The organism is Ruegeria sp. AL11 (assembly GCF_056540865.1).
Genome location: NZ_JBQFXO010000004.1, coordinates 134,575 through 149,859 on the forward strand (window position 1 = coordinate 134,575; position 15,285 = coordinate 149,859).

The 15,285-nt window shown below is 57.1% G+C and carries 13 protein-coding genes; 2 read left to right on the forward strand and 11 right to left on the reverse strand.

Annotated elements, in window-relative coordinates:
• Positions 1–36 precede the first annotated feature (36 nt).
• Positions 37–924: a LysR family transcriptional regulator gene (locus ACR0IP_RS08125; RefSeq protein WP_480524881.1), complete on the reverse strand. Its 888-nt coding sequence runs from the start codon at positions 922–924 to the stop codon at positions 37–39.
• Positions 925–1,265: 341 nt separating this feature from the next.
• The gene (locus tag ACR0IP_RS08130) at positions 1,266–1,721 is read right to left on the reverse strand and encodes an Lrp/AsnC family transcriptional regulator (protein WP_480524883.1); all 456 of its coding nucleotides are present in this window, start codon (positions 1,719–1,721) and stop codon (positions 1,266–1,268) included.
• 115 nt (positions 1,722–1,836) lie between these two features.
• Here ACR0IP_RS08130 and ACR0IP_RS08135 point away from each other — a divergent pair, with 115 nt between their 5' ends.
• Positions 1,837–3,036 (forward strand): methionine gamma-lyase, encoded by a 1,200-nt coding sequence (locus tag ACR0IP_RS08135; RefSeq protein ID WP_480524885.1) that lies wholly within the window; start codon positions 1,837–1,839, stop codon positions 3,034–3,036.
• Between the two features lie 14 nt (positions 3,037–3,050).
• Positions 3,051–5,423 carry a 1-deoxy-D-xylulose-5-phosphate synthase N-terminal domain-containing protein gene (locus tag ACR0IP_RS08140; protein ID WP_480524886.1) on the forward strand — a complete coding sequence of 791 codons (2,373 nt, stop codon included), beginning with the start codon at positions 3,051–3,053 and terminating at the stop codon, positions 5,421–5,423.
• Positions 5,424–5,933: 510 nt separating this feature from the next.
• Here the strand turns inward: ACR0IP_RS08140 and ACR0IP_RS08145 are convergent.
• From ACR0IP_RS08145 to ACR0IP_RS08185, 9 genes are all read right to left on the reverse strand, one after another.
• Positions 5,934–6,113 (reverse strand): NAD(P)/FAD-dependent oxidoreductase, encoded by a 180-nt coding sequence (locus ACR0IP_RS08145; RefSeq protein ID WP_170377249.1) that lies wholly within the window; start codon positions 6,111–6,113, stop codon positions 5,934–5,936.
• A gap of 266 nt (positions 6,114–6,379) precedes the next feature.
• Complete coding sequence (locus tag ACR0IP_RS08150) at positions 6,380–7,306, reverse strand: 3-hydroxyacyl-CoA dehydrogenase NAD-binding domain-containing protein (protein ID WP_480524888.1); 927 nt, start codon at positions 7,304–7,306, stop codon at positions 6,380–6,382.
• Entirely contained in the window at positions 7,306–8,052 is a 747-nt protein-coding gene (locus ACR0IP_RS08155; RefSeq protein WP_480524890.1) for an SDR family NAD(P)-dependent oxidoreductase, read from the reverse strand. The genes ACR0IP_RS08150 and ACR0IP_RS08155 overlap by 1 nt, the downstream gene beginning before the upstream one ends.
• Entirely contained in the window at positions 8,045–9,466 is a 1,422-nt protein-coding gene (locus tag ACR0IP_RS08160) for an aminobutyraldehyde dehydrogenase (RefSeq protein ID WP_480524892.1), read from the reverse strand. The genes ACR0IP_RS08155 and ACR0IP_RS08160 overlap by 8 nt, the downstream gene beginning before the upstream one ends.
• 12 nt (positions 9,467–9,478) lie before the next feature.
• Positions 9,479–10,408, reverse strand: a complete 930-nt coding sequence (gene kce, locus ACR0IP_RS08165) for a 3,5-dioxohexanoate:acetyl-CoA acetone transferase (RefSeq protein WP_480524894.1) — start codon at positions 10,406–10,408, stop codon at positions 9,479–9,481.
• 154 nt (positions 10,409–10,562) lie between these two features.
• Complete coding sequence (locus ACR0IP_RS08170; RefSeq protein ID WP_480524896.1) at positions 10,563–11,357, reverse strand: SDR family NAD(P)-dependent oxidoreductase; 795 nt, start codon at positions 11,355–11,357, stop codon at positions 10,563–10,565.
• 1 nt (position 11,358) lies between these two features.
• Positions 11,359–12,891, reverse strand: coding sequence for a choline-sulfatase (gene betC, locus ACR0IP_RS08175; protein WP_480524898.1), 1,533 nt, complete (start codon positions 12,889–12,891; stop codon positions 11,359–11,361).
• Between the two features lie 96 nt (positions 12,892–12,987).
• Positions 12,988–14,127 carry an aromatic ring-hydroxylating oxygenase subunit alpha gene (locus tag ACR0IP_RS08180; RefSeq protein WP_475220070.1) on the reverse strand — a complete coding sequence of 380 codons (1,140 nt, stop codon included), beginning with the start codon at positions 14,125–14,127 and terminating at the stop codon, positions 12,988–12,990.
• A gap of 96 nt (positions 14,128–14,223) precedes the next feature.
• A complete protein-coding gene (locus ACR0IP_RS08185) occupies positions 14,224–15,261 on the reverse strand; it encodes a GlxA family transcriptional regulator (RefSeq protein ID WP_480524900.1) in 1,038 nt (345 codons plus the stop codon).
• Between the last annotated feature and the right edge of the window lie 24 nt (positions 15,262–15,285).

A 15,285-nucleotide genomic window follows, 5' to 3' on the forward strand; every position in this document is an offset into this window, starting at 1 on the left:
CTCTTTGACATCACTCTTTACCTGTATTGAATAATGTCAGGACCTGAGAGCCAGGCGCAGATGATCAAGAAAGGCTGTGACCTTGGCGTCCATTCCCAAGCGAGATGCTGTAACGGCGAATACTTCCGGCGCAGGCAGTTCATGGTCAGGAAGAACTCTCACTAAGGCCCCGCTAGCTTCAGGAGCATCAGAAACGAACTCGGGCAGAGTTCCGATGCCTTGCCCCGCTATCAGCAGATCGCGCAAAACGAGGCTGTTGCCGACCCGAACGCGCGGATCAAGCTCTAATGCGGTGACACCTTCGGCAGCCGAGAGCTTCCAGCTCGTCAAATGATCAGCAAGCAAAAAGCCGATCATCGCGTGATTTTTCAGATCCGCCGGCTGGGTCGGCGTCCCGCATCGCTCCAAATAGTCAGGAGACGCAAAAATCCGTTGTCGCATCACGCCGATCCGTCGCGCAACAAGGGCCGAATCCGGCATGGCAGCGCGGATGCGTATCGATAGATCGAACCCGCCCTCGACCATATCGATCACCTTGTCGTCCATCGAAAGCGTAAATCGCAAATCGGGATAGGCTTCCAAAAACTCGGGCAGCATCGGTGCGATAACGGTTTGGCCGAAGGAGCTTGACGCATTCACCCGAAGGTGCCCGCGCACTGCTTTTGAACCATCCCTAATGGTCTGTTCCGTTTTTTCGACCGCGTCGAGAATTCCAATTGCATCTTGGTAATAAAGGCTGCCTGTGTGAGTCAGTGACATGGATCGGGTCGTTCTGGTCAGAAGGACGGTTCCCAGACTTTCCTCCAGAAGCTTGATTTCTCTGCTGAGAAGCGCAGGAGAAACACCAAGGTCTTCCGCCGCACGAGCAAAGCTGCCGCGTTCAACGATACGGCGAAAAGCTTGCATGACTGATAGTTTGTCCAACTCCAGGCCCCCGAGCATTTTTTTGAGCCGCCCAGTAGGGCGTAGTAAAACGCAAGTTATACGACCGTGTCACTGGTGCGAAGGGGCGACGCGCCTGTGTTGCTAGCGTTGATTTCCGGGCGATTGCAGAAGATGCAGAAAGGTGCCTCAAGGGTTCAATCAAGCTTCTCTCTTGAAGTCGCCATACGAACTTCCAAAGGAACAACAGAACATACAATCAAAGTACAGCCTTCAATACGCTTCACCGCTAATTACCGGCTATCCAAAGAGCACTTAGAAGCAACGGAGCATACAAAATTTTAGGTAGGCACTCGGAGATAGTCCACTCTAACGCGGTCCATCTATTCGGGCGGAAAAACAGAAGTCTTTTTTACTGTTCCATAGACAAAGCTGGTGTCGATCGAGGCTATCCCACCGATCGGATGAATCCGGTGACGAATAAACTCCTCGTAGGCCTCGAGATCCGATACCAAAACCCGCAACTGGTAGTCCATTGCCCCTGTCAATACGTGGCATTCAAGAACTTCATCGATCATCCGAACGCGTTTTTCGAAGTTCTGAACATCCGTTTCATTGTGACGCTCCAATCTGATACGCACGAAGACGGTAATGGCCATCCCATACGCGGCAGCGTCAACTTCGGCGCTGTATCCCCTTATCACTCCGGTGGCTTCCAGGTTTTTGACCCGACGCAAACACGGTGAGGGAGACAAGTTCACCTCGTCAGCAAGATCCTGGTTCGTCATGCGTCCGTCCCGCTGCAGCGCTCGAATGATCTGCCTGTCCTTAGCGTCCATTTCACCCTCTTGCTTAGCAGAATGTGCCAATATTGCTACCAATTTTGGAATATTTCGCAACCATTAGCCCAAAGTAAAGGAGCAAACTAGCTTCAGCATGATTCAGGAGCTTCTAATGACTCGTTCAACCGGATTTGCCACCCGCGCCATTCACCACGCTTATAACCCTCTGGAAAATGACGGTGCGCTGACACCACCGCTGCATTTGACGTCCACGTTTACCTTTGAAACCGCAGAGGCTGGTGGAGAGATGTTCGCCGGCGAGCGTGAAGGTCATATCTACAGCCGTATTTCAAACCCCACATGCGACCTTCTTGAGCAACGCATTGCCGTGCTTGAGGGGGCCGAGGCCGGGCTAGCTCTCTCAAGCGGCATGGGGGCGATCACGGCAGTGCTTTGGACCCTTCTGTCGCCAGGTGACGAAGTCATCGTGGACAAAACGCTCTATGGCTGCACCTTCGCCTTTATGCGTCATGGTTTAGCGAAATGGGGGGTCACGATAACACATGTTGACATGACAGACCCTGAGAACCTGAAAGCGGCCGTTTCTGACAAAACCCGCGTTGTCTATTTCGAAACTCCGGCCAATCCGAACATGCGCTTGGTGGACATCGCCGCGAGCGCCGCAATTGCGCATTCAGTCGGCGCAACGGTGGTCGTCGATAACACTTACGCCAGCCCGTATCTGACCCGCCCGATCGAGCACGGCGCAGATATCGTTCTGCACTCGGCTACCAAATATCTCGGTGGGCATGGAGACGTGGTCGCAGGCCTAGTTGTAGGAACCGCCGAACAGATTGCGGAGATCCGCCTTTTTGGGATGAAGGACATGACCGGCGCGGTAATGGCCCCTTTCAACGCGATGCTGATCCTGCGTGGCCTGAAAACACTAAACCTTCGTCTGGATCGTCATTGTGACTCTGCCAAAGTCGTCGCGGACTTCCTCGAAGGGCACCCCGCCGTTGGTGAGGTTTATTATCCCGGTCTTGAGAGCTTCGCACAGCGCGAAGTAGCGCAGCGACAGATGTCCCAACCGGGCGCTATGATAGCGTTCGAGGTCAAGTCCGGTCTGTCTGGTGGAATTGAATTCATGAACCGCCTGAACATGATCCAGCGCGCGGTATCGTTGGGCGATGCGGAAACACTGATCCAGCACCCAGCATCGATGACCCATGCGACATATACGCCCGAAGAACGGGCCGAGCATGGGATCAGTGATGGCCTAATCCGCCTGTCCGTCGGGCTGGAGGATGTCGAAGATATCCTTGCAGACCTGGAGCAAGCTTTGCCCTACCCTGCCCGCAGCGCCGCCTGAACCCGGAGACCACCATGCACATTGATCCCACCCAACTGAAGATCGTCGAACAGCGCCTGCTGTGGTTGTCTCATTGGATGATCCACCATGCCAACCATGTCCGACCAAAGGTGGATGGGATCAAGATCGGTGGCCATCAGGCTTCGTCTGCTTCGATGGTATCGATCATGACCGCGCTCTACTTCTCAGCCTTACGCCCTGAGGACCGGGTTGCAGTCAAACCCCATGCGTCGCCGGTGTTTCATGCAATGCAGTATCTCATGGGTAATCAGACCCGCGAGAAGATGGAGAATTTCCGCGGATTTGGGGGTGTGCAAAGTTATCCCAGCCGGACAAAGGACATTGATGATGTTGATTTCTCGACCGGGTCTGTGGGTTTAGGTGTCGCGATCACCTCGTTTGCGTCGATCATTCAAGACTACATCGAGGCCAAAAGCTGGGGGTCAGACGCGCCAATGGGACGTATGGTTGCCCTGGTAGGCGATGCCGAACTGGATGAAGGCAATGTCTACGAGGCACTACAGGAAGGATGGAAGAACGACCTCCGAAACACGTGGTGGATCATCGATTACAACCGACAGTCGCTGGACGGTATCGTCCGGGAAGGACTGTTTGAACGGATCGAGAAAATCTTCGACGCGTTCAGTTGGGATGTGGTTCGTGTCAAATATGGGATTCTTCAACGCGCGGCCTTTGAAGAACCCGGCGGCGACCGCCTGCGTGACTGGATCGACACTTGCCCCAACCAGGACTACTCGGCGTTGACTTTCATGGGTGGTGCGAATTGGCGACAGCGTCTCATGGACGATCTGGGGGATCAGGGGGATGTAACCGCTCTGATCGAACGGCGCACGGATGCAGAGCTCGCTGCCCTTATGGAGAACCTCGGCGGCAATTGCGTCGAGACCATGGCCCAAACATTTGCCGACATCGATCATGATCGCCCAACATGTTTCCTGGCCTACACAGTCAAAGGATGGGGCACTCCCATTGCAGGCCACAAGGACAATCACGGCGGGCTGATGAACAATAGTCAGTTTGCCGCGTGGCAATCGCATATGGGTGTGCCGAAGGGCGAAGAATGGGAGCCGCTTGCGACGGTGCAAGATCCAGACGCATTCAAAGATTTTCTGGCCAGCACCCCGTTCTTTGCCAAAGGTCCGCGCCGCTATTTTGATGACAAATTGGATGTGCCGCCAATCGAAATCGACACCAGTCGCGAAATCTCGACCCAGATGGCGTTTGGCAAGATTCTTGACGATCTATCAAAAGGCGACGGCCCATTGGCCGAACGCATAATGACGACCTCCCCAGATGTGACAGGCACAACAAGCCTTGGTCCTTGGGTTAACCGGCGCAAACTGTTCGCCCGATCCGAGCAATCCGACGCCTTCATAGAACACCGGATCCCTTCGACGGCAAAATGGGAATTCACTCCGGAAGGGCAGCATATCGAGCTTGGTATCGCCGAAATGAACCTCATGTTGCTTCTGGGAGCTGCGGGTTTGTCGCATTCCCTGTTCGGTAAGCGGCTGATCCCAATTGGCACCGTCTATGATCCGTTTGTCAGCCGCGGTCTCGATGCGCTGAATTACGCCTGTTATCAGGACGCGCGTTTCATGCTGGTTGGCACACCTTCGGGCATCACACTCGCCCCGGAAGGTGGAGCACACCAATCCGTTGGAACACCGCTCATCGGTATGAGCCAAGACGGTTTGGCCGCTTTTGAACCCGCCTTTGCCGACGAGCTGGCGGTGATTATGGAATGGGCCTTCGATTACCTGCAGCGCGATGGCGAAGGGCAACCGGATGAGCGCACATGGCTACGTGATCAAACCGGAGGCTCCGTCTATATGCGCCTGACCACCAACCCGATTGAACAGCCCGGGAAACGTGTCGACCAAGAGTTCCGCCAAGGTGCCATTGATGGGGCCTATTGGTTGCGAAAACCCGGGCCCAATTGCGAAGTTGTAATTGCCTATCAAGGAGCAGTCGCGCCGGAGGCAATCAAGGCCGCCGGTATGATTGGTGAAGGCCGTCGCGACATAGGTGTATTGGCCGTGACATCCGCAGATCGCCTGAATGCCGGATGGACCGCCGCTCAACGGGCACGTTCGCGCGGCAACCAAGCGGCACGCTCCCACATCGAAACCCTTATGTCCGACCTTCCGCCACACTGCAAGCTCGTCACCGTTATCGATGGTCATCCTGCAACTCTATCCTGGCTCGGGGCAGTGCTTGGACATCAAACTATTCCAATGGGTGTCGAGCACTTTGGTCAGACCGGAACAATCGGCGATCTATATCGCCACCACTGCATTGACGCAGACGCTATCCTAGAGAAAGTGAATGGACTGACCCATGGCAGAACTCTTCACCGTGCATAAGTGGGCTTGATCTGGGCAACAATGCATAGAACAAACTAGCATCGAACATAGAGAGCTGGATGACCTACTGAAAAACAAGAGCTTACCAAGATACGACAGGGGCCGGGTTTACTCGCAATGAAACCGCAACGTTATCGCAGCGCTATCTGCTACTGAAGTGCAATGGTTGGCACTCAAGGCCCTTACTTTATTTACTTTCACCCCAGGAGCTCGCCTTCGGGTGGCAGGGGTCGGAGGTTCGAATCCTCTCACTTCGACCAGTTTTCATAATAATTACAGAATGTTGCCGCGATAACTTTAATCTAATTGCAGTTGCCTATTGTTTCGCGCTGCGCTGGGATGGCACGAAAATAAAAACCGTCTCAATTATGAAAATTATTTCTCCGTGAAGCGCCCCTCACAATTGAAATCTGCACGATTGTCAAAAGCAAAGCCTTAAGGCGATCTCCCTCACGCTAAAATCGTAGGTTCTTCAAGTCCGCATCCGTCCGACTTTTTCTCTGTAGACTACTACTTAATCGGCACCAAGACATCCAAACGTCGACTTGCTGCCTCGGCATCTGTCGGATCGCGCATGGTCAACACGCCGTTCAGGTTACGCCCAACGACATCTGGCAAGCGCGGCGAGGGAGAGCCAGTTGTCAGCACCAGATGATCATCGAAGACGGAGCCGTCTGTTTCGGTGCGCACCTAACTGTTTACCCGGTCTATTTCCACATCACGGCAGCCTGTGCGCAGAGTGATGTCATTCTCACCGCAATACCCTTCAGACCGCAGAAGCAAACGCGCGCGCCATCCCGCCCAGAAGAAGCACCTTGACACCAGAGGGCGTTGATAGGGCAGCGCGGCTCCTCTCCGACCAGCGTGATCGGCTCTTAATGCCCGCGCTCACGCAGGTCAGCGCAGACCGAAAACCCGGCCCGCCCGGGGCCAATAGCCACAACGTGGTTCATCAACTAACGCAAACCTGAAGTGGCTTTCTGCATCGCCAGGATCAACGCGTCGCGTTTTGCCGACAGCTCGGCTGGGCTTTGCCCGCGTGTCTCGTCGCGCACACCTTGGATCAAGATGCGCGAAACATCGTCATCCAGATGCACCTGTCCCAGATCATCCCACCAGCTGTTAAACGTGTCGGTGAAATGGTCGCAAAACGCCTGAAGCCCGCCTGCGCCCGCGCCCAGGTTGAACAGCATGGTTGGCCCCATCGCGGCCCAACGCAGGCCGGGTCCTGCCCAGACTGCCTTGTCCACGTCTTCGACGCTCGCCACGCCTTCGACCACCAATGAAATCGCTTCGCGCCAGATTGCGGCTTGCAGGCGGTTCGCGACGTGGCCGTTCTTTTCCTTGTTCACCCGGATGGTTACCTTGCCCACAGCTTCGTAAAACCGCTCGGCCCCGTGCACTGCCGCCGGGTCGGTCAGGTCATTGCCCAGAATCTCTACCAACGGGATCAGGTGGGGCGGGTTGAACGGGTGCCCCAGTACGAAGCGCGCTGGATCTTTCCAGCCTCCCTGCATCTGACTCAGCATCAGGCCCGAGGCCGAACTGGCGACAATGGCCTGCGGGTCCAGAACTGGCTCGATCTCGGCAAAGGTGGCGTGTTTGATGGGCAGGCGTTCAGGCACGTTTTCCTGGACGAACGCGGCTCCGGCGACCGCCTTGACGGCACTGTCGTGAAAGCTGATTGCGTCAGGAGCGCCGTTCTCGGTCAGCCCCAGCTCGGTCAGGGTTGGCCAGGCCATCTCGACATAGTCGCGCACATGCTTTTCCACCTCCGACGCCGGATCGAACATCGCAACCGAACGTCCAGAAGCCAAGAAAAGCGCCGCCCAGCTGGCCCCGATGACACCACCACCAAGGCAGGCCGTATGTGCAAATTCCATCAGAACAATCCCGGATTTAGGGGCGAGGCAGCAGTCATGCCGCCATCGACCGTGAAACATTCGCCAGACACGTAAGCCGCCTGATCCGAGGCCAGCCAACTTACCATGTTGGCAATGTCGGCGGGTTCCCCGAACCGGCCCACCGGGTGGCGGGCCAATGCGTCGGCCATGGCTTTCTCCGGGTCTTTTGCCAAGGCAAACCCGTCCTCGGCCATCTCCGTCATGATCCAGCCCGGGCGGATCGCGTTGCAGCGGACTTTTGGCCCGTGATCAACGGCAATCGATCGAGTCAGCCCGTGAACAAAGGCCTTGGACGCATTGTAAAGCGCCATGCTTGGGTCCGCGACCATGCCGGAGATTGACCCAATATTGATGATGTTGCCGCCATGTTCGGCCATATCTAACAAGGCCTCGCGGCACATGTTGAACACGCCTTTGCAGTTCACGTTCATCACCAGATCCCAATCGTCATCATCGCTGTCGGCCACGGTCTTTTCGACCTGAACGCCGGCGTTGTTGACCAACAAGGTGACGCGACCGAATGCGTTGTTTGCGGCTTTGATCAGCATCGCCGCATCGCAGGATTTCGACACATCCGCCGTGACCCAAACCACCGTGTCCGGCATGTCCTCAGGCCGGGCGCCACGTCCGCATGTGACCACATCAAAACCGTCTGCCAACAGCCGGTTCACAATGGCCCGGCCAATCCCCCGGCTTCCGCCGGTAACAGTCGCGCAATTATCCATGGGCGATCATCACATGTCTGACGGCGGTGTAGGCATCGAGCGCAAAGACGCTCATATCACAGCCGGTTCCCGAAGACTTCATCGCCGCCCAGGGCATCTCCGGGGTCGCGACGCCGTGGGTATTCACCCAGGTAAATCCGTAGCGCAGCTTCGCCGACATCCGCATCGCCCGCCCGGTATTGTTGGTCCAGACCGACGAAGCCAGCCCGAACGTTCCGGCATTGGCAACCCGCAGCGCTTCGTCCTCGTCGCTGAACCGCGAGATCGTAACGACGGGGCCAAAGATCTCGTTGCAGAATACTTCCGCATCATGGGGTACATTGGCGAGAACCGTGGGTTCATAGAAGAAGCCGGGGCCGTCGATCATCCTTCCACCGGCGACAACCGCGCAAGTGTCGCGCGCCCGATCGACAAATCCGGCCACGGTGTTGCGTTGTCCGACCGAGATGATCGGACCCATTTCCGTACCCTCAGCCTTTTGCGCACCAACCTTGATCTGCCCAACCTGATCGAGCACAGCGGCGACCACTTTGTCATAGACGGCATCCTGCACCAGCAAGCGACAGGGTTGCGCGCAGTCCTGACCGGCGTTGAAGAACGAGCCATAGCGCACGGTTTCTGTAACCGCGTCGATATCGGCGTCGTCAAAGACAATCACGGGGGCCTTGCCGCCCAGCTCCAGATGCACGTGCCGGATCTGACGAGAGGCCGCTTTCATCGCCTCGGCCCCGGTCGCATTGGACCCGGTGATCGAAATCGCCTCGATGCGCGGGTCGTTGATCATCTGGCTCCCGATCTCGCGGCCCGAACCGTGTAGAACGTTCACGACGCCTTTGGGGGCGATGTCTGCAATCAACTCGGCGGCCTTCAATGTGGAAAGTGGCGTAATTTGAGAGGGTTTCAGCGTCACGGGACAGCCCGCCGCCAAAGGCGCAGCCAGCTTCCAGGCGGCCATCATCAAAGGGTAGTTCCAGGGCGCAATCGCCGCCACCGGTCCGACCGGATCTTTGCGGATCATGCTAGTGTGGCCGGCTACGTATTCGCCCGCCGTCACCCCGGACATCGTGCGCGCGGCACCAGCGAAAAAGCGGAAGGTGTCCAGCGTCAGCGGGGTTTCATCGTTCAGCGCCGAGGGCCAAGGCTTGCCTGCGTCCAGACTTTCCAACTCGGCCAACTCCTTGATGTTGGCTTGGAGGACATCCGCGATATCTGTCAACAACTGCGACCGTTCCGCCGGGCTGGTCTGCCCGAACGTGTCAAACGCCTCATGCGCAGCGGCGGCTGCAGCGTCTGCTTGTTCCGAGGTGGCGGCATTGATGGTGCAAATCTCTTCTCCGGTTGCCGGGTTCAGGACCGGGATCGCTGCCCCGCCTCCTTCTACAAGCTCACCATTGATCAACATCTTTGTCTGCATGTGCTCCCCTCCTTAGAATGCCACCTGATCGCCGCCTTTCAGACCCAGACGCGCGCGCGCCTCGGCGGGGGTGGCAACCTGAAGCCCCAAATTTTCGACGATCTCCCGAATTTTGCGAACTTGCTGAGCGCTGGACACAGCTTTCTCTCCGGGTCCGATGTATAGGCTGTCTTCCATACCCACCCTCACGTTCCCCCCAAGCAATGCGCTTTGTGTGGTGAACGGCATCTGGTGGCGACCGGCGGCCAGCACCGACCATTCATAGTCATCGCCAAACAGCTTGTTGGCAATCGTGTGCATGTGCATCAGGTTGTCCAGATCGGCCCCCACCCCGCCCAAGATGCCAAAAACCATCTGCACGAAAATCGGCCCCTCGATCCAACCCTGATCAATGATCCACGCCAGGTTATAAAGGTGGCCAAGGTCATAACATTCGAACTCGAACCGGGTACCGTGGCCCTGACCCAGTTCCTTTAGGCAGTATTCGATATCCGCGAAGGTGTTGCGGAAGATGAAATCGCGGGTCATGTCCAGGAATTCGGGCTCCCAATCGTGCTTCCAGTTCGAATACTTGTCCTTCATCGGGAAAATGCCGAAGTTCATCGACCCGATATTCATGCTTGCCATTTCCGGGCTGGCGACCGTCGCGGCGCGAAGGCGTTCTTCGCGCGACATGCCCAACCCACCGCCCGTAGAGACATTTATAACCGCATCTGTCGCTTGCTTGATGCGCGGAAGGAATTCCATGAACAGGTCGGGGTTCGGGTCGGGCTTGCCGGTTTCCGGGTCGCGCGCATGCAGGTGGATGATCGAGGCGCCGGCCTCGGCGGCCTCGATGCTGGCGGTTGCGATTTCGGTCGGAGTGATCGGCAGGTGCTCCGACATGGTGGGGGTGTGAATGCCGCCTGTAGGGGCGCAGGTGACGATGACGGGCTTGGTCATGTGATTGGCTCCTCGAAGGTCTTAGGGACAACTAAGAGGTGGCGTGGGTTCTCTGGCATGCCCCAGATCGGCTTTCGCCAAGCCATCTCTCTAAACGCGAACAGAGGCATCCCAGCAGCGACCTCCGGCTCTTGAGAGCGCAGCGCTTCTGACATCACAGTCTCATCTGCTGGACTTGCGCAGACAGTCCGCCGTCCAATACCCAAAGTTGACCGCTCGCATAGCGGGCCTCGTCCGAGGCGAGCCAGTTGACAAGGTTCGCGATATCCTCGGGCGTGCCATAGGTGCGCATCGGGTGTACGTCGCGAACAGCCTGTTGCAGCTCGTCAATCGACTTGCCTCCGCCGCCGGACCCGTCGCCGGTGAAGAAACTTTGCAGCATTGGTGTGTCGATAAAGCCCGGGCAGATCGCGTTTACGCGGATGCCCTCAGGGCCGTGGTCACAAGCCATGGCGCGGGTCAGCGCATGCACCGCGCCCTTGGTGGCACAATAAGCCGCAAGGCCGGGATCGGCGATGAACCCATCATAGCTGCCAAAATTGATGATGCTGGCCGAAGCGCCGGTTTTCGCCGCCGCGCGCATAAGGGGCAAGGCGTATTTCGAGGTCAGGAAGGTGCCGGTGCAGTTTACAGCGAAGCTTTGGTTCCATTCCTCCAGCGTGGTGTCTTCGATGGTCTTCTCGATCTCGATCCCGGCTGCGTTCACCAGAATATCGAGCTTGCCTTCGTCGGCCTCGATCTGCGCCATCGCAGCTTTTACCGCAGCCTCGTCTGCCACGTTCATCGCAACAAAACGGCTACCATTATCGTCATGTTCGGCCAATGATCCCTGCGGTGTCAGATCGGCGGCATAGACGATCGCCCCTTCACACAGAAAGCGCGCTACGATTGCCCGACCAATCCCTCCACGACCACCAGTTACGAGGGCGATTTTTCCCTGTAGTTTCATATCAGTCGTCCTTTTGCGGCGGGAACCGATAGCGGCCTGCGGCCTCGGTCCAATCCATATGGTTGCGCACATATTGCTGGCTGGCATCAGAGGGTGGGTTGTAATCCCAATGCTCCCCGGCATCGGCTTCCATCGCCGCATGAAGCGCGCGGCGGGATTTCTGCGTAGCGATCACATCTGTGCGCAGCTGGTCGCTGTTCCAGCGGGCTCTGACTTCGGCGGCAAAGCCTGCGGCGGCTTTGGCATAGGCTGGATCAGCAGCGACATTCACCTTCTCGAACGGGTCAACCGACAAGTCAAAAAGCTGCGGTGGATCGATGTCGCAATGGATGTATTTCAGTGGCCCGCGCCGGATCATAAAGACCGGCCAGGGGGTCATTTCGGCGCAGTATTCACTGATCGCCTCGTCCAACGGGTCGGCCTCACCGCGCGCCAGCGGCATCAGTGATCGGCCGTCGACCGTTTCGCCAAACATGTCCGGGGGGCCGCCTCCGATATCAACAAAGGTGGGTAACAAATCCAGTAGCGAACAGGCGTTGGGCGCGCGGCCTTTGGCCACCCCCGGCCCGGCCATGATCAAGGGCACCCGAGCCGAGTGTTCGAAGAAGTTCATCTTGTACCACAGACCGCGTTCGCCCAGCATGTCGCCGTGATCTGCAGTAACAATAACGATGGTGTTGTCGAGTTCGCCAATGTCTTCGAGCGTCTTGACGATCTTGCCTACCTGGCTGTCGAAGAAGCTGACATTGGCCAGATAGGCACGACGCGCGCGCCGGACTTCTTCGTCTGTCAGAAGAACATAGCTGGCTTCGATCCCATCCATGACACGGCGCGAGAACGGGTCTTGGTCTTCAGGCGATAACGTGAACTCGGGCATGTCGACGTCATCATCGTCATAGAGGTCCCACCATTCCGGCTGCGCAACATAGGGATCATGTGGGTGAATGAAACTGGCGACCATGCAGAAAGGCACTTCCGATCCGTGCGCCCGATCGCGCGCGCGATCTATCAGCCAGCGGCGCGCGGCAAAGCCGACCTCGTCGTCATAGTCGGTCTGGAAGGTGGCGACGGCCACGCCGCTTTCCTTGACCGTCTGCATGTTGTGGTACCACTTGTCGATGCGCTCATCATGGGCCTCCCAATCGGGCGTCCAGGCGAAATCGGACGGGTAGATGTCGGTGGTCACGCGGTCCTGAAACCCGTGTTTCTGGTCGGGGCCGACAAAGTGCATCTTGCCCGACAGGCAGGTGTGATAGCCCAACGTCTTCAGGTAATGCGCGAATGTTGGCACGCTGGCGCGGAATTCGGAGGCATTGTCGTAGGCGGCGATACGGCTGATCAACTGGCCGGACATGAAGGCGAACCGGGAAGGTGCGCAAAGTGGTGAGTTGCAATAGGCCGCATCAAACCGCATCCCGCGCGCGGCCAGCGCATCGATATGCGGTGTCTTGGCGACCGGGTGGCCATAGGCCCCGCAAAATTGCGGTGCCAATTGGTCGGCCATCACGACGACGATATTTGGTGTTGCTGGCATGATGCTGTTCCTCCCTGCCTGCCAATATTCGGTGACTGCGCGCGTTCAGTCACGGGCGGGGAGGAGGTTGGAACTGCATTCTTTTGGAAAACTGACTCACCCGGCGGCCCTTTTGTATGCGTCCAAAACAAGACCGTGGAAATGGTGCACCGCATGTTCCGACATGCCCGAGCCATCAGGGTCGTTCACGATGCGGCCCGCGTCGAAGGCTGGAGTGTTCATCCCTTTCTGCACGCTTTCAACGATGTTGATGTCTTCAACCTGTAACACTTCGTCCAGATAGCGGATCGTTTCGACCTCGGCCTCGTTGGGCTCCTTGGTCTCAAGGAAGAAGTCATAGGTTTCCAGCGTCCGGTCGGGGCCTGCAGGGATGATGTTGAGGATGATCATCGACGACCGACCAGGATACCGCATGATGCAAGTGTTGGGCCATAGCCACCAAACGGCATGGGTTTTCACCGTGGCATTCGACACGTCATAAGCGCCGTTGGTCGTGTTGCCCGCGTCGGCCATATGACTGGAATAGATGCCGTGCGTGGTCACCTTGTAGGTGTCCATATCGACAAGTTCGCAGAAATCCTTGTGAGCGGTCGGACAGTGATAGCACTCCAGGAAATTGTCGACCACGTTCTTCCAGTTGGACATGATGTCATAGGTTAGTCGGTGAGCAAATGTCAGCTCTTCGATATCCGGCGCCCAGTGGCGGATTTCGGTTTCCAGATCGCCGGACAGCTCCGACAGGGGTGGGGCCTCTCGATCAAGGTTTACATAAACAAACCCACAAAATTCCTCTACCTGCACCTCATCCAGACAAATCTCTTTGGGCTCGAATCCATTCAGATTCTCGGTATGCGGGGCACGCACCAGCTGTCCATCCAACTTGTAAACCCAGGCGTGATAAGGGCACATGATGCGGGTCGTATTACCTTCGCCCGACAAAAGCTGATGGGCGCGGTGTTTGCAGACATTGTAAAACGCACGCAGAACGCCTTCCCGATCACGTACCACAGCTACCGGCTGACCAGCGATCTCGATCGTGACAAAGCTGCCTGGTTTGCGCAGCTTTTCGACATGGCTGACCCATTGCCACGTCTTGGCGATGATCTCGCGCAAGTCCACAGCATGCCAGGCTGGATCCGTATAGGCCTCGGCCCGCAGCGAAAACGAACTGGATGGGTTTTCGTGATAGCCCTTGGAAATATCCGCGAATTGCTGGGACGTTGGCTGTTCAGTCATTGCGGGCGTCTCCTATGAACAAAACCCTGCCGAGTGACTCGGTCATAGGTACAGGATCGCGTCTCTCACACGTTACCATTGTGCGTAGATCGCCATCTAATTAACTTTATTCGCCACCCGCCTATCGGTCTTGCGGTGCATGGGCCAAGCGCGAAATTCGAAGGGCACACGACCTTCCACTCGATCATTGCGCGGAGACAACCCAAACCGTTCGCGGTATGCGCGGCTGAAATGAACCTGGCTGGCAAAACCCGAGGCCACCGAAACCTCAAGCAAAGACATATCCGTCTGTGTCACCAGCCCGCGTGCACGGTCCAACCGGATGTCACGATAATACATGGTTGGAGTTTTCTTGACGTGCCGCGCGAACAGCCGATTCAACTGGCGTTGTGACAGGTTTATGGAATCACAGATCTCGGGAATGCTTAGCGGTGTTTCCAGGTTCTGCTCCATCAACGCTATCGCCCGTTTGACCGCTGTGGGGGCCAGTTGACCCATCGGCTCGGCCAGTCCCGGACTTTGCATAGCGCCTTGGGGGCGCACGGTCTGGTGAAAAACGTATCGTGCTGCCGCATTGGCCAAAGCGTCGCCCTTGGTGCCCTTGATGATATGCAAGGCAAAATCCAAGGCTGCCGCGCCGCCGCAACAGGTGATGCGGGCCTTGTCGAATACGAACAACTCCTCACTGACCTCGACATTGGGATAGAGCTCTTTCATCGCGTCGATATGCTCATAGTGCACCGTGGCCCGACGCCCCTTGAGCAAACCAGCTTCGGCGAGGATGAAAGCCCCGGTATCCAGCCCGCCCAGCGTGCTCCCTTGACCGGCCCAACGCCATAGCGACGTATGAAGCGGGGTTGAGTTGTAGGCTTCCGGCGCCCAACTGGACGAGACGATCACGAAATCCTTGCGCCCTTCCTGAACTTCGGCCATTGCAATCGTGTCGATGGTCATCCCGTTGCTTGCAGTGCAAGGACCACCGTGCAGGGATGCGATCTGCCATTGGAACCGTGCTTTGCCTTCCAGGTAGTTTGCGGCGCGGAACGGGTCGATGAAACCCACTGTCGCCGCCATGTTGAAGTTTGGTGTTACCAGGATAAGAAGGGTCAGAATGTTGTTTGGTTGAGACGCCATGAGGCCATCTAGGTTAAATGGGCG

Excerpts from the sequence above, each read along its gene's own strand:
- ACR0IP_RS08130 (WP_480524883.1), bottom strand. The coding sequence starts at position 1,721 with ATGGACGCTAAGGACAGGCAGATCATTCGAGCGCTGCAGCGGGACGGA.
- ACR0IP_RS08135 (WP_480524885.1), top strand. The coding sequence starts at position 1,837 with ATGACTCGTTCAACCGGATTTGCCACCCGCGCCATTCACCACGCTTAT.
- ACR0IP_RS08140 (WP_480524886.1), top strand. The coding sequence starts at position 3,051 with ATGCACATTGATCCCACCCAACTGAAGATCGTCGAACAGCGCCTGCTG.
- ACR0IP_RS08150 (WP_480524888.1), bottom strand. The coding sequence starts at position 7,306 with ATGGAATTTGCACATACGGCCTGCCTTGGTGGTGGTGTCATCGGGGCC.
- ACR0IP_RS08155 (WP_480524890.1), bottom strand. The coding sequence starts at position 8,052 with ATGGATAATTGCGCGACTGTTACCGGCGGAAGCCGGGGGATTGGCCGG.
- ACR0IP_RS08160 (WP_480524892.1), bottom strand. The coding sequence starts at position 9,466 with ATGCAGACAAAGATGTTGATCAATGGTGAGCTTGTAGAAGGAGGCGGG.
- kce (WP_480524894.1), bottom strand. The coding sequence starts at position 10,408 with ATGACCAAGCCCGTCATCGTCACCTGCGCCCCTACAGGCGGCATTCAC.
- ACR0IP_RS08170 (WP_480524896.1), bottom strand. The coding sequence starts at position 11,357 with ATGAAACTACAGGGAAAAATCGCCCTCGTAACTGGTGGTCGTGGAGGG.
- betC (WP_480524898.1), bottom strand. The coding sequence starts at position 12,891 with ATGCCAGCAACACCAAATATCGTCGTCGTGATGGCCGACCAATTGGCA.
- ACR0IP_RS08180 (WP_475220070.1), bottom strand. The coding sequence starts at position 14,127 with ATGACTGAACAGCCAACGTCCCAGCAATTCGCGGATATTTCCAAGGGC.
- ACR0IP_RS08185 (WP_480524900.1), bottom strand. The coding sequence starts at position 15,261 with ATGGCGTCTCAACCAAACAACATTCTGACCCTTCTTATCCTGGTAACA.